Below are 14,581 nucleotides of genomic sequence, written 5' to 3'. Positions count from 1 at the left end.
GAAACGGGTCGCTTCCCTATGCTGTCGTCTCGTGCTGGCGGTCACTCGCCCCGGAATTCCGGCTCCCTTTTCTCCAGGAAGGCCTGCACCGCTTCCCTGAAGTCGCGGGTGGTCTCCGCCAGGAGCACCTGGTCGCTGTCCATGTGCATGATGGCCTCGTCCAGGGCGCCGACTACGGCGTTCACGCTGCGCTTGATCATCTGCACAGCCACCGGGGCGCGGGAGGCATAGGACTCGGCCATTTTCAGCGCCCTCTCCAGGAGCTCGTCCGTGGGTACCACCTCGTCCAGGAAACTCCATTGCAGGAGCATTTCCGCACCCAGCTTCTCCCCCAGCATGAGCCAGCGCTTGGCCCGGGCCGGGCCCACCAGGTGCACGCAGAGGGGCAGGCTCACCCAGCTCAGGGGAATGGCCAGGCTGCTCTCCGGATAACCCACCCGGCAGTCTGCCGCTCCCAGGCGGAAGTCCAGGGCGGAAGCTATGCAGGCCCCGCCGCCCATGGCCGCCCCGTTTATAGCGGCGATGGTCACCTGGTCCATTCCCCGCAGGGCCCGTATCATGCGGGGGCCGAGGTGGAAGAGGCGCTGGCGGGCGAGAAGGGGTGCGGACACGGATTCCACGTGTTCCGGGTCCCGCAGGTCGATGCCCACGCAGAAGTGTTTGCCCGCCCCGGTGAAGATCACCACCCGGGTCTCCGTGTCCTCCCGAAAGGAGAGGGCGGCGTCCTCCAGCTCCCTCATCATCTCCACGCTGAGGGCGTTTCCGCGCTCCGGGCGGTTGAGGGTAACCACGGCCAAGTGTCCCTTTCGCTCCACCACGAGGTTGCGGTACGACAAGCTCTTCACCTCCGTTCCGGCCCCTCGGTAAAAGGACGGGGACATGGGCTGTTTCCCGCCTTTCCCGTGCCGTTATATGGGGACGGCGCCGCTGCGCGAACGACCTTCAGGGAACACGAGCGAATCGGGTCGTTCCCGCGCTTTCCCTTCCCCGTCCTTCCCCTTCGCTTGTTCCAATCCCCGAGTTTCAGGTTGACGGCAAGAGTCCCGGTGTTTGCTATCCTCGAGCTCCCTCCAACAGGCACCTTGCTTTTCGAGGATATCATGCCCTTTCATCCCCGCCGTTAAAACATCCTCTTGGTATCCCCGAAAAGTTCCGACGCGACAGGGGCCAATTTCCCACTTTCCTCCCCGCCGTTAGAACATCCTCCTGGTTTCCTCTTGGAGACATGTCCTTCCCCCTTGACGTAAAAGATCCGGCGAGCGGGAGCGGGCGGCACTCGTAAACTGCATGACTTGTACGGGTTATAATGTTCCATGTCCGCTTCCCTTGGATTTCGGCGGGAGGAGGCCGTTGTGGACGAACTGGTAAACCGCTGGATAGCCACCCTGGCGCGCGTGCGTCTCATCACCTACCTGAACTGAAGCCAGGCCACCTTCGGTACCCTGGTAGGGTACCTGGGATTGACCGACCGCAGCGCGGTGAGGGCCGCCTGTCCCCTGGAAGGGGGAGGGGTGAGCGAGGGCTCCACTTGCGGGGTGGTCTCCGGGGGGTGCATGGCCCTGGCCCTGGGGCACCTGGGGGACCTCCTGGAACAAGACGCCGCGAAGGCGGAGGCCCTTTACCGGCGCATGCGCGAGTACACCGCCTGGTTTGAGGAGAGTTTCGGTAGCACCTTGTGCCGGGAGCGCTGCGGGGCCGACCTCCGGAAAGCGTCCGGGTTCGCCGATTACGTCCTCACCGGCAAGGTCTTCACCCGCTGCGTGAACCACATCGGGAAGGCGGTGGAGAAGCTCATCGAGCTGGTGAACCGTCCCCTCGGGGAGGGAGCGGCGGAAGCGGGGACCGCGGAGACGTCCAGCGGGGGAGCCACGGCTCCTGGTGCGGGAGGAACGAGGGGCGGAGCCGGGAGCCCGGCTGGCGGTCACTGCGCCGCCCCGGTCCTGCGCCGCATCCGCGAGGCGACCGGGTTGGGAAGCGAGTTCCTGGAAGAAATATCCATAGCCCTGGACGGGGGCGTGGGCCTGTCCGGGGGCCTTTGCGGGGCCCTGGCGGGAGCCCTGTTACCCCTGGGCGAGGTCTGGGGCATCGACCCCCGCGAGGAAGGCATCCTTGGGACCCTGCGCTTCTTCGTCCGCGGCCACCTCAACCTCTACGCGGGCAGGGGGAAGAAGGGATTGTGGGCGGTAGGGAATCCCCTGGTGCGGGGATTCCGGAGCCGCTTCGGTTCCCTGGAATGCCGGAAGCTCACGGGCCGGCACTTCGGTGACCGGGAAGACCTGGAAGAATATGTAAATGATTCCAAAGTGTGCGAAGGAATAAGAGACTGGTGCGTCGACGAGGCGGTAAAGATCCTGAGATGAGACGCGGCGGAGATCCTCTAGGAGGTGTTCCGGGTTGACGGTCGCGGTGATAAGGGCGGAAAGCCCTCAAGAGGTGAGGAGAGCCATAGAGCTCCTGGGAGGCATGGGAAGGTTTGTCTCGCCCGGGGACAAGGTCCTGGTCAAGCCGAACATCTGCGCCGCTAAGAGCAGCGATACCGGGGCGGTCACCGACCCGGAGCTGGTGGCCGAGGTGTGCCGGATGGCGGCGGCGGAGGGCGCTGAGGTGACGGTGGGGGAGAGCCCCATCCACCCCTTCCGCTCCTCCCGTGTCTTTCCCCGCGCCGGGTACGGTGATTTCCGGGAACGCTACGGGTTTCCCCTGATCGACCTGGACACGGCGGAGAAGGTGGAGATACGTATCCCCGGGGGCGTGGCGGTGAAGGAGGAGGTGGTGGCCAGGCCGGTACTGGAGTGCGATGCCCTGATCAACGTGCCGGTGATGAAGACCCACCTCCAGACTGTGGTCTCCCTGGGCCTTAAGAACCTCAAGGGAGTGGTCCCCACCAGGGACAAGCTCATCATCCACCTCCACGGCCTGGACCAGGGCATCGTGGACCTCAACACGGTCATCCGCTCCCGGCTGGTAGTGGTGGACGGCCTGGTGGGCATGGAAGGAGCCCTGGGGCCCACCAACGGGAGGCCGGTGCGGTTGGGGACCATCGTGGCCGGGGACAACGTGGTGGAGGTGGACGCGACCTGTGCCCGCATCATGGGAGCGGACCCCCGGGAGATCACCCATATCCGGCTGGCGGCGGAGAGGGGGCTGGGCCGCCTGGAGGGATTCGAGGTCCTGGGTGACGGCATCGAGGCCGTGCGCAGGAAGCTTGAGCTTCCCACCCGGCCGGACCTCAACCGCCTCATGATCTCCGGCATCCTCCTCAGGATATACGACCTTTTGCGCCGCCCCCTGGACCGCCTCGCGGGACGCGCCCCCTCCTTCCGCTTCGGGGAGGTGCGCCTGGATGCGGGAAGGTGCGACGGCTGCCGTATCTGCGTGAAGGCCTGTCCCGTGGAGGCGGTGTCCATGCGCGGGGAACTTCCGAGCATCGACGACAGAGCCTGTATCGCCTGTTTCTGCTGCGCCGAGGCCTGCCCACGGGGTGCCCTCTCCCGAGCTTGAGGAGCCGGCATGAAACTGGAAAAAAGGGCTTACGCCACCATATTCGAGAAGGAGGACGAACACTGGTGGTTCGTGGGTCGGCGCATGGTCCTGGCCTCCCTCCTGGACGGGCTTCCGCTGGGGGAGGGCCGCCGCGTCCTCGACGTGGGCTGCGGAACGGGAGGCAATTTCCCCTTCCTCTCCCGCTACGGGGAGGTGGAGGGCTGCGACTACTCCGAGGAAGCGGTGCGCTTCTGCCGCCTGCGGGGAATCGCACCCGTCCGCGAAGCCAGCATCTATGACCTGCCCTATCCCGATGCTTCCTTCGACCTGGTGACCTGCCTGGACGTACTCGAGCACCTGCGACTGGACCTTCCCGCCCTGCGGGAACTGGAGAGGGTGCTCAAGCCGGGCGGCCATCTCCTCCTCACCATCCCCAGCCGCCCCGAGCTGTACAGCGACTTCGATTGCCTGGCCGGCCACCTCCGCCGCTACACGCGGGAAGAGGCGAAGCGCCTCCTGCGTGCCACGGGCCTGCGCCTGCTGCGCCTCACCTCCTACACCGTGCTGGTCCAGCCACTGGTCCGCTATTACATGTGGCGGGGCAATTTCGTGGGAGGAAGGGGGAATTATACCCAGGGCATGGAGACGCTTTTCCCAGCCACACACCAAGTCCTCCAGCTGCTCCTGGATCTGGAATCCCGCCTCGTCCGGCGGTTCGACCTGCGGGGTGGAACCTCTCTTGCGGTCCTGGCAGAAAAGAGGTAGAATAACAAGTATTAAGCGTCAGTTAAGATTATTAATGGTCCATCCATCAGAGTGACATGAAGTATTTGGACCGGTGCCGGGCCCGATGAGAGAGTATTCCACGTCAGTTCGGAATTTCGGGCTTGAGGCCATCGCTGACCCAGGGCGTGCTTGTGGGAACTGCCTGTCGCTATATGGAGGGAGAAAGCCCCGGGAACGTCTGTGTAAATCCTTGGCATAAGGCTTGGAGCGGTTTCCGACGGCCGGAAAAAGGGAAAAAATTTTCGAGGAAAGCAAGGGAGACCGTCCGGGAGATAAGGGGTCGGCTTGATGGAGCGGGGCAAGGGGCATGGGTGTTGCTCCGTCCCGGCTGGGAAGAGAGACTTTTCCGGGTGGGACATACCGAGGGCGAAAGGAGGGCAAGCTTTCCCGGGCGGCGAACGGCACAAGATTTGCGGCGCCGGACGGTCTTGGCTTGCAGGGTTCATACGCGCTAAAGGTTTTAGGATTGGGGTGCATGGAGAGGCTATCCATGGCCGTCTTTCCGTCGAGGGAGGTGAGGCGATAGCTTGCCGGAGGGGAGGATGATGGAGAGGGAGAAGGGGTTCCCCGGGCCGCTGCGGGACAGTTACCGGCAACCGGCGGCATCGCGGGAGGAGGACTTCTACGGATGAAGGAGGGAGTTATGGGAGCGACGGAGGAGACCTTTCTTACGCCGGTAGTCCCCTTGGATTTCACCTACAACTATTACATCGGGCAGTACCTGACCCGGTACTTCGAGGGATTCAAGGAGAAGAAGATACTCGGCTCCAAGTGCCCGGGCTGCGCTAAGATAGCCGTTCCTCCGCGCAAGTACTGCGGCGTGTGCAACAAGGTCATGGAGGAGATGGTGGAGCTTCCCCAGGAGGGGATCCTGGAGAACTTCACCGTGGGGCACGTGGTCATGGAGAAGGGCGGCAAGCTGAGCCCCGCCGAGGAGCCCTACGTGCTGGGCCTCATAAGGCTCGACGACAACGCTTCCCTTCTCCTGCACAAGGTGGAGGGGGTGGATCCTGGCAAGGTCAGCGTGGGGATGAAGGTGAAGGCGGTCTGGAAGGACCAGGTCGAGGGGGACTACTGGGACCTCGACCACTTCGAGCCGGCGTGAGGGAGGTGAGGGATATGGATAAGAAGGTTGCCATCGTCGGATTCCGCATGAAGAGCGCGCCGGACCTGGTCACTACCCGCGAGCGCCTCACCTTCGAGCTCACCCGGGGCCTCTTCGACGACCTGGGAATCGACCGCACCGCCGTGGACACCACCATCTTCTGCACCAACGATTTCCTGGACGGGCGCACCATATCCAACTGCTTCCTCGAGGGGCCCGCGGGGTGCTACATGCGGGACGAGAGCAAGGTGGAGATGGATGCCCTGAACGGGCTCATGTACGCCTGCATGCGCATCCTCTCCGGGCAGTACCGGACGGCCATGGTGGTTTCCCTAGCCCTCACCGGGTACCAGGCGAGCCCCTACCTGCACGTCGAGTACCAGTTGAGCCCCATCTACGACCGGCAGATGAAGATGCTCAACGAGCTCAGCGCCGCCGCCTTCCAGGCGCGGAGCTACCTGGCGAAGTTCGGCTACTCCGAGGAGCTGCTGCACGAGGTGGCAGCGCAGGCCCTCTCCAACGCCGCTGCCAATCCCTTCCAGGCGCGGAAGCTCCCGGGGGTGAGCGCGGAGCAGGTGGCTTCCTCCGCTCCCTACTACGAGCCGCTGCGGGAGCTTCACTGCTATCCTCCCACCGACGGCGGTTGCGTGATGCTCCTGGCCTCGGAGGAACGGGCGAAGGAGCTCACCGACAAGCCGGTGTGGGTGCTGGGCATGGGGCAGAGCATCGAGACCTTCTACCTCGGGGAGCGCGACCTCTCCAAGTCGCCTTCCACCGCCCAGGCGGCGCAGCGTGCCTATGCCATGGCGGGCATCAAGGACCCCCGGGCCGAGGTCGACCTGGCGGAGATATCCGCCCTCTTCGCTCACCAGGAACCCCTCCTGGCGGAGGCCCTGGGTCTCCTTGAGGAGGGCACGGCGGAAGCGGCTTACAGGTCCGGCGACACCTCCATCACCGGCAAGATGCCCCTCAACCCCTCCGGCGGGGCCCTGGGCGGGCATCCCATTTCCGCCACCGGACTCATGCGCGCCGCGGAGGCCGTCCGCCAGCTGCGCGGCGAGGCGGGCGAGAACCAGGTGGGGAAGGCGGAAGTCGCCGTGGTGCACGGCCAGGACGGACCCTGCGCCCAGCAGAACGCCGTCGTGGTGCTGGGAGTGTAGGAGGTGGTGAAGATGCGTAACGTGGCCATTATCGGGATAGGATACACCCCGGTATTCGTCAGCAAGCGCCGGGACGTGTGTATACCGGAGATGATCTCCGAGGCGGTGGAGAATGCCTTCCAGAACTCCGGCCTCACCCCTGCGGACATCGAGGCCGTAATCTTCGGCAACATGCAAACCTTCGAGGGGGTGAACCTCCCCCACCTCTGGGCGGCGGACTACATCGCCTCCCTGGGTAAGCCGGTGATGCGCGTCGCCACGGGGGGAACCACGGGCATGTCCGCCTTCCACGCCGCCTATTATCACATCGCCTCCGGGCTGCACGACGTGGTCATGGTGGTCACCTACGAGAAGCACTCCGAGGGCGACGCCCAGGTGGGCCTCATGGGCATCATCACTCCGGAGATCATGGCCATGCTGGCGGCGGGAATCGACGTCACCGGCCAGAAGGGCATGGGGGCCATCGGGGGCGGCAGCGCGGGAGGTATATCCTACCAGGCTTCCTCCTACCTCCACCATTCCGGGGCGGGCATCGAGCACATCGACGCCGTCGCCGCCATGGAGAGGCGCAACGCGGCCAAGAATCCTTACGCCCACCTCAAGGACCCCGAGGCCACAGCGGAGAAGATAGCCCAGACCCCGCTCATCTCCTGGCCCATCCGCTTCGGCCACGTCTGCCCCACCACCGACGGAGCCACGGTGTGCATCCTGGCCTCGGAGGAGAAGGCGGCCAAGCTGGCGGACAAGGCGGCCTGGGTGTGGGCGGTGGCCAACTGCGCCTCCGACGCTACAACCGGGAACCTAATCGAGGGCATCATCACCGATCCGGGAGAACAGAGGCCGGCGACCATAGCGGCCAAGCAGGCCTACGAGCGGGCAGGCATCGAGGATCCCCGGAAGGAGATCGACTACGTGGAGATCTACAACGGGTTCGCCCACCAGACTCTCATGTTCCTGGAGAGAATAGGGATGTGCGAGGTGGGGGAGGCCCACAAGCTACTGGAGAAGGGCGAGCTGGAGATGAGCGGGAGGCTACCGGTGAATGCCTCCGGCGGGGTGGTGAGCACCAACGCCATCGGGACCTCGGCCCTCAACCGGGTCACCGAGTGCGCCCTCCAGATCATGGGACAGGCCGGCGAGCACCAGGTGGAGAAGGAGGTGCACAAGGCCCTGGCCCACGGCTGGGGAGGGCTCATGCAGTACGTGACCATCACCATCCTGGCCGATAAGCCGAAGAAGCTGTAGGGAGGTGCAGGGATTAAGGAGGTGCAGGGATGGAAGAGACCAGGCAGGTGCAGGGCACGTGGGATCTCTCCACGTTCAAGTTCCGCATCGAGGGGGAGGGCATCAATAACATGCTCAAGGAGATGAAGGAGGCCAAACTCCTGGGGAACCGCTGCCACCAGTGCGGCACGGTGTACCTCCCGGCCAACTTCTATTGCCGCAAGTGCCACATCGCCATCCACGAGCCGGCGGAGATCAGCGACCACGGCGAGGTGATGAGCTACACCGTGGGCTACGCGGACGTGCGCGGCAATCCCCTGGATGAGCCGCGGGTTTCCCTCATGGTCAAGCTGGACGGCTCGGACACCTGGATCATGGGCGCCGGCGAGGAGATGAAGCCCGAGGATGTGCACATCGGCATGCGGGTCAAGATAAAGTGGGCCGAACATAGGGTCGGCAACCTCCAGGACATGGAGAGCTTCATCCCCGAATAAAGGGGTCAGGTCTTGAATTTTGATACCCCCTGGGGTATCTGGAGCGGGAAGCCTCCGGTCCACTGAAGGCCGGCTGGGGGATAAAGGCCAGAAGGGCCTTTAAGGATCCGGCAACCGGGCGGGGAGGGAAGTTGCGGGGCGCGGGCAACCGCGCCCCGAACGCTTCCGCGAGTTTGGGAGTCAAGCAGCGCTCAGGTTAACGTTTCGTCAATTTCCAGTCTCCAAGCCCGAGGTTGGCGTTGTTATTTGCACTCCGGCAGCGTCGCTCGAGCTATCGGCGCGACAACTCGCGGAGCGCCTGTATCAGCGAATCCACGTCGTCCTCGTTGTTCAGGTAGCTGAGGCTGGCGCGGACCACACCGCGCTGCAAGGTCCCCAGGGTGCGATGGGCCAGGGGGGAACAGTGCAAGCCGGAGCGCACGCAGATGCCGTACTCCTCGTCCAGCAGGGAGGCCAGCTCGGAGGAGGAATAATCTCCCAGGTTGAAGGAGACGATGCCCACGCGCCTCTCCCATTCCAGCGGCCCGTAAACGATGGCGCCCGGTATCCGGGAGAGGCCCTCAAGGAGCCTTTCGGTGAGCTCCCGCTCGTGCCTCCTTATCCTCGCGATGCCCGTCTCCAGGACGTATTCCACCCCGGCCCGCAGGCCAGCCAGTCCGTGGGCGTTAAGGGTGCCGCTCTCGTAGCGGTCGGGCAGGAAATCGGGCTGCAGGGAACTCTCCGAACGGCTGCCGGTCCCCCCGTAGGTGAGGGGTTCGACCTCCCAGCCGGGAGCGATGTATAGGCCTCCCGTGCCCTGGGGTCCGAAGAGTTCCTTGTGGCCGGTGAACACAAGATAGGCGATGCCTATCTTGCGCGGATGTATCTCCACCCGGCCCGCGGTCTGGGCGGCGTCGACAAGCAGGGGGACCCCTTTCTCCGCCGCCACCTCCGCGATCCCGGTGATGGGAAGAAGGGCCCCGCTGACGTTGGAGGCATGGGTGCAGGCCACCAGGCGAGTTTCGGGGGTAATAACCTCTCTCAGTTCCGTGAGATTCAGGCTTCCGTCCGCCCCGCATTCGAGGATGGTGTAGGTAACGCCCTTTCTCCTGGCAAGGGCTTCCATGGGCCTCCAGACGGAATTATGTTCCAGCGAGGTTATCACCGCGTGACCGCCGTCCCTCATCCTTCCCTGAATGACCAGGTTGAGGGCTTCGGTGGCGTTCTTGGTGAAGATGATGCGCGAGGGGTCGTCCACCTGGAAAAGGCGGGCCAGGACCTCCCTCGCCATGAGCACCTCGCGCCCCGAGTCCAGCGCCCGGTGATGTCCGCTCCGTCCCGGGTTACCACCAACCTGGCGGGCGAAGCGGTCCATGGCCCGGTAGACGGCTTCCGGCTTGGGATAGGTGGTGGCCGCGTTATCCAGGTATATGTCTTCGCTCATGACGTCTCCTCGCTGTCCTCCGGCCAAGCAGCGGGCAAGAAAATAATAGCATGGCCTTAAACCTCTCTCCGCCGGGATTCGCGTGACCGGCAGGTTTTTCGCGGGGGATACCTGGCAAACCTGTTTCTACGGAAAACCCATTGGCCCGGATGGCAAGGAACGAGGGCAAAGTTCATGCCCCGATCCATTTCCGGCCTGCGCGCCTGCTCCCGCAAGGCCGGGGTTCGATGGGGGAGTGCGGGGGTGAGTAAAATGCGGGGTAGTTACCGATCGATCACGGATAAGGCAGGGAACGCTCAGGCAGGAAAGGAAGAGCGGGAATCGCTTCCCTCGGGGAGGACGAGAGAGCGAGGAATGGACGCCTTGGAGAAGCTAAAGTTCGCCTCGCCTTCGGCGTTACCCCAGTTCGCATGGTCAAGGCAGGAGGCGGTTAAAGTCATCTCCCCTCGGGCGCTTTCCCGTTCACCCGGGGTGCCTGGAACTCCCGGCTCGCTAGAGCAGGACATGATGCGGTTAAAGGGGAGGGAACCCGGAGACGATTCAAGAGTGGGAACACGGTGGATTTTTAGGTTCATGGCTGGAAAGCGAAAAGGTGGGGGAGTGAATATCGGCCATGAGGATCAAGCACGGTTGTCCGAGTGACGTTGGTGGCGAAACAGGCTTCTTCGCGTCCGGGAAGGAATGCGGGTCTCCGAACCTGCCAGGGACCTCGCCGGTTCGAGTGGCGAGAGTGGATGTTTTTTGGAACCATTCCCTCGGAAAGCCCCGTTTCGTCAAACGAAGCGGAGGCAAGCGTTGTTGGGCGCCCCTCCTTTTGACCCTGAGCCTCGTTCTGGTCCTTTTCCTCTTCCCCATGGCACCGGGGAAGGCCCTGGCCCAGGCCTTCAACGACCTGTCCGGGCAGCCAGCGGAAATCAGGCAGGCCATCGAATATTCCGTCCAGATGGGTTACATGCAGGGTTTCCCGGACGGAGGCTTTCACCCCAACGACGCTCTGACCAGGCTGGACTGCGCTAAGGCGCTGGTGCGCGTCTTCGGGCACGCGGGCGAGAGTGCCGACCCGGGCATCACCTTCACCGACCTCGCGGAATCCCACCCCGATTTCATATGGGCCAACCTGGCGGTGAAACACGGGCTCATGGACCGTCTTCCCGACGGATCCTTCCAGCCTTCGCAGGGCGTGGTTTTCGAGAGGGTGGCCATCGGGGTGACGGCGGGCATGGGGTTGAACGATGTTGCGGCCAACGTGAACGCTCTGACCGGCGGATACCCATACTACGGGGGAGCCATGGCCGTTTTCATGGACTTGCACTGCAAGTATCGCTACAGCCGGGTCTGGCCGGGGCAGGCTTACCCCCGGGGGGAGATGGCTTATACCCTCTATCGCCTTGACCATATGGAGAGCTGGAGGCCTTGGTACGTGAGGGACTCCTTCTCCCCCTCCCGTTGCGCCGTGCCCCTCGCTTCCGAGGAGCAGCTTCAGGCGATCCGTTACGGCTTCGAGCGCCTGGGATGCCCTTACGTCTACGGGGGGGAGCGGGAATCGGAAGGGGGCTTTGACTGCTCGGGTTTCGTCTACAACACCCTCTCCATCCGCATGGGATACCCGATGATGCGGGTGGCGGACGACCAGGCCAGGGACAACCGCTACCTTTTCGTGTCCCGCGAGGCGTTGCAGCCCGGCGATGCCATATTCTTCTACGAGAGCGCCGGCGATAACCCCGATGGATACATAGGCCACGCGGGAATGTACGTGGGGAATGGGATCTTCATCCACTCCACGGGGTCCAACGGCGGGGTGAGCTTCGACTGCCTGGACAACAACGACTACTGGCGTACCCATTTCGCATGGGGAAGGCGGGTGGTGGGAGGCCCGTACAACGACCGCTTCGATACCTGGCTGCTCCTCTACAATCCCGGAGAGGGCACCCAGCCGGTGAACGTGAGGTTCATGCGTTCCGGCCGCGCACCGGAAACCAGGTCTTATCAGCTGGCGCCCCACAGCCGTTTCACCCTGCCCGTGGACAACCTCTACGCCTACGACGAGCTCTCCATGGAGGTGGAGGCACCCGCTCCCGGAGTGGTGGCGGAGCGGGCCATGTACTTCGACTACGGTGACTGGGCGGACGACGGACATGCCGGCGAAGGAGCGAGTGAACCATCTACGGAGGGATATTTCGCCGAGGGGTACACGGGACAGGGATTTCACACCTGGCTGCTCATGGTCAACCCCAACGATGCGGAGGCGCTGGTGGAGGTCGCTTACCTCCCCGAGGGCAGGTCACCGGTGACGGTGAACTATTCCATTCCTCCCCGCAGCCGATTCACCGTACGGGTCAACGGAGTGCCCGGCCTGCCCGCCGGCAGCGTAGGCCTGAGTTACCGCTCGTTGAACGGGGTGCCGATAGCCGCCGAGCGGGCCATGTACTTCGACTACTTCGGAAAGCGCGGCGGGCACTGCTCGGCGGCCGTGGAAAATCCTTCCACCCGCCTCTTCCTGGCGGAAGGGTACACCGGCGGCGGCTTCGATACCTGGATACTTCTGGCCAATCCCAACCCGGAGGCGGCGGAGGTGGAGGTCACTTACTTGGTGCAGGGTGGGGAGAACGTCAGCGAGCGCAGGACGGTCCCCGCCCACTCGCGGGTCACCATAAACGCGCGGGACAGAGTGCCGGGAGCGTCCTTCGGAACGGTGATCGAATCCCTCAATGGTGTGGGAGTGGTGGCGGAGCGGGCCATGTACTTCGACTACTTCGGAAAGCGCGGCGGGCACTGCTCGGCGGCCGTGGAAAATCCTTCCACCCGCCTCTTCCTGGCGGAAGGGTACACCGGCGGCGGCTTCGATACCTGGATACTCCTGGCCAATCCCAACCCGGAGGCGGCGCACGTGAGGCTGGTGTTCTGCAGGGAGGACTCCTCCACGGTGAGCGTGGAGCTGACCGTGCCCGCCGGTTCACGGGTGAGCCGCTGCGTGGACGAGATCGCAGGTATGGGCGCCTGCTCCTTCGCCACCCGTATGGAGTCCGACCTTCCGCTGTTCATGGAGCGTTCCATGTACTTCTTCTACAAGGATCGTTCCGGGGGGACCAACTGCACGGCCCAGGAGGGTCCTTACCAGCGGCGTTTCTTCGCCGAGGGCTACACGGGAGGATGATGCCTTCCTGTTTTCACGCCGCTTCCGTTTTCCTGCCTGAGTCGGGCGTCTCGCATGTATAATCGGAGTCGTGACCCGGTGACGACGGCGGAGTTCGGTGCCGTCGCGGCGGAGATCGGCGGCCGGGGACGGATAAGGCCCATGGCGGTTCAGCGGTCCGCCATGCTCGAGGCCCGGGAGGTGAACGTCGGATGTCCACGGGAAAAGAGGTCAGGTTGAAGCGTATCCTCGGCGAGGCGGGCGGTACGCTCATGGTGGCCATGGACCAGGCGGCGGTGATGGGTCCGGCGGGTTTGCTAACGCGACCCGGGGAGGCGATACGGCTGGTGGAAGCGGCCTCTCCGGACTCCCTCCTTCTCACCCGGGGCATGTTCCGCCACGGGCTGCAGGAGATGTCCTCGCGCCCCGGCCTGGTCATGCGCGCCAGCGGAGGTTTCACCGTGCTGGAAGGGGCGCGCGAGTTCCGGGACCGGCTGATCACCGGGGTGGAGGAGGCCCTTCGCTGGGGAGCCGATGGGGTAGCGGCGGCGGTGAAGTTCGGCCACGAGCTGGAGGGCGAATTCATACAGGCGGTCTCCGCCCTCTCCGACGCCTGTGACCGCTGGGGGGTACCCCTGCTGGTGGAGGCCATGGTGGCCTTGCGCGGGAGCGCGGGGCTGAGCGAGGAGGAGGCCCTGGCAGTGACGGCGCGGGTGGCCGCCGAAATGGGAGCCGACGTGGTGATCCTGAAGTACCCGGTCAAGGGCGGGAACCTGGCGGAGGCGGTCGATGGGTGCCCCGTTCCCGTCCTGGTGGCGCTGGGCGAATCGCGGGCCGGGGAGGACCTGTTGGGGGTGGCCGGCAGAGCCCTCCGCGACGGCGCCGCCGGCGTGCTCCTGGATGCCTCCTCCCTGGAGAGGGAGAGCGGGGCGGAACTGCTTCGTTCCGTGCGCGGCCTTCTCTCCCAAGGGGATTGAACGCGGCTTTGTGAATCCTGCCGGCTGGGTCAGGCCTCCTCGTGGGCGGAGAGAGCGGCGCCGAGGGCGCCCACTATCTGGGGGTTTTCCGGCACCAGGAGGGGAAAGCCGAGGCGCTCCTCCAGCAGGGCTTTCAGGCAAGGGTTGCGGGCCACACCTCCGGCGAAGACCAGCTCCCTCCGCACGCCCACCCGCTTGAGCAGGGCTGCCGCCCGGTCGCATACCGCCTCGTGCAGGCCGCGGGCTATGAGGGGGCGAGGGGTCCCACGGGCGATCAGCCCAGTGACCTCGGACTCGGCGAAGACGGTGCACATGCTGGAAATTTTTACCTCTTCATTCGCCTCCATGGCCACCTCGCCGAACCCCTGCAGGGACAACCCCAGGGCGGAGGCCATCACCTCCAGGAACTTGCCCGTCCCGGCGGCGCAGCGGTCGTTCATCTGGAAGTCAACCACCTTGCCCCTGGGTCCCACCGAGATGGCTTTGGTATCCTGGCCCCCGATGTCCAGGATGGTCCTACACTCGGGGAAGAGGTAGTGGCAGCCCAGGGCGAAGGCCTTTATCTCGGTTACCACCCTGTGGGCGAAGTTGGCCTGGGCCAGGTGCCGCCCGTAACCCGTGGCCACCAGGAGGTCGAAATCGCGGTCCTCCAGGAGGCGGCGGCACTGCTCCAGGGGGTCGAAGGTGGTGTCCACCACCTGGCTGAAGGATATCTCCCCGTCCTCCATCTCCACCAGGGCGATGGTCCGCGAACCGATGTCCAGTCCCGCCGTTCTCATCCCCGCCTCCTTTACCC

The 14,581-nt window shown here is 64.6% G+C and carries 12 protein-coding genes and 1 pseudogene; 10 read left to right on the top strand and 3 right to left on the bottom strand.

Annotated features, from left to right (window positions below; translation table 11 throughout):
• Positions 1–41: 41 nt before the first annotated feature.
• Positions 42–836: an enoyl-CoA hydratase/isomerase family protein gene (locus QME84_07090; protein ID MDI6874030.1), complete on the bottom strand. Its 795-nt coding sequence runs from the start codon at positions 834–836 to the stop codon at positions 42–44.
• Between the two features lie 600 nt (positions 837–1,436).
• Between QME84_07090 and QME84_07085 the strand changes: the two are divergent.
• The 8 genes and pseudogenes from QME84_07085 (at position 1,437) to QME84_07050 (ending at position 8,252) form a co-directional block, all read left to right on the top strand.
• Positions 1,437–1,787 (top strand): annotated as a pseudogene (locus tag QME84_07085) (C-GCAxxG-C-C family protein).
• Complete coding sequence (locus QME84_07080; protein ID MDI6874029.1) at positions 1,761–2,360, top strand: C-GCAxxG-C-C family protein; 600 nt, start codon at positions 1,761–1,763, stop codon at positions 2,358–2,360. Before QME84_07085 ends, QME84_07080 begins: the two are co-directional and overlap by 27 nt.
• 34 nt (positions 2,361–2,394) lie before the next feature.
• On the top strand, positions 2,395–3,501 hold the full coding sequence (locus QME84_07075; GenBank protein MDI6874028.1) for a DUF362 domain-containing protein: 1,107 nt from the start codon (positions 2,395–2,397) through the stop codon (positions 3,499–3,501).
• A gap of 9 nt (positions 3,502–3,510) precedes the next feature.
• Positions 3,511–4,248 (top strand): class I SAM-dependent methyltransferase, encoded by a 738-nt coding sequence (locus QME84_07070; protein ID MDI6874027.1) that lies wholly within the window; start codon positions 3,511–3,513, stop codon positions 4,246–4,248.
• Positions 4,249–4,897: 649 nt separating this feature from the next.
• On the top strand, positions 4,898–5,374 hold the full coding sequence (locus QME84_07065; GenBank protein MDI6874026.1) for a Zn-ribbon domain-containing OB-fold protein: 477 nt from the start codon (positions 4,898–4,900) through the stop codon (positions 5,372–5,374).
• A 14-nt stretch (positions 5,375–5,388) separates the two neighbouring features.
• Positions 5,389–6,534, top strand: a complete 1,146-nt coding sequence (locus tag QME84_07060) for a hypothetical protein (protein ID MDI6874025.1) — start codon at positions 5,389–5,391, stop codon at positions 6,532–6,534.
• 12 nt (positions 6,535–6,546) lie between these two features.
• Positions 6,547–7,779 (top strand): hypothetical protein, encoded by a 1,233-nt coding sequence (locus QME84_07055; protein MDI6874024.1) that lies wholly within the window; start codon positions 6,547–6,549, stop codon positions 7,777–7,779.
• Between the two features lie 29 nt (positions 7,780–7,808).
• The gene (locus QME84_07050) at positions 7,809–8,252 is read left to right on the top strand and encodes an OB-fold domain-containing protein (protein ID MDI6874023.1); all 444 of its coding nucleotides are present in this window, start codon (positions 7,809–7,811) and stop codon (positions 8,250–8,252) included.
• Between the two features lie 271 nt (positions 8,253–8,523).
• On the opposite strand, the gene QME84_07045 is transcribed toward QME84_07050, so the two are convergent.
• Positions 8,524–9,675 carry an aminotransferase class V-fold PLP-dependent enzyme gene (locus QME84_07045; GenBank protein MDI6874022.1) on the bottom strand — a complete coding sequence of 384 codons (1,152 nt, stop codon included), beginning with the start codon at positions 9,673–9,675 and terminating at the stop codon, positions 8,524–8,526.
• A gap of 814 nt (positions 9,676–10,489) precedes the next feature.
• Here QME84_07045 and QME84_07040 point away from each other — a divergent pair.
• Both QME84_07040 and QME84_07035 read left to right on the top strand, forming a co-directional pair.
• A complete protein-coding gene (locus QME84_07040) occupies positions 10,490–12,829 on the top strand; it encodes an NlpC/P60 family protein (protein ID MDI6874021.1) in 2,340 nt (779 codons plus the stop codon).
• Positions 12,830–13,020: 191 nt separating this feature from the next.
• Positions 13,021–13,785 carry a hypothetical protein gene (locus QME84_07035; GenBank protein ID MDI6874020.1) on the top strand — a complete coding sequence of 255 codons (765 nt, stop codon included), beginning with the start codon at positions 13,021–13,023 and terminating at the stop codon, positions 13,783–13,785.
• A gap of 29 nt (positions 13,786–13,814) precedes the next feature.
• On the opposite strand, the gene QME84_07030 is transcribed toward QME84_07035, so the two are convergent.
• Positions 13,815–14,564 carry an acyl-CoA dehydratase activase gene (locus tag QME84_07030; GenBank protein ID MDI6874019.1) on the bottom strand — a complete coding sequence of 250 codons (750 nt, stop codon included), beginning with the start codon at positions 14,562–14,564 and terminating at the stop codon, positions 13,815–13,817.
• Between the last annotated feature and the right edge of the window lie 17 nt (positions 14,565–14,581).

Source organism: Actinomycetota bacterium (genome assembly GCA_030019255.1).
Lineage (GTDB): Bacteria > Actinomycetota > Geothermincolia > Geothermincolales > RBG-13-55-18 > Solincola_A.
Note: the sequence above shows the minus strand (reverse complement) of the source record. Positions and strands in the feature narration are given on the sequence as shown.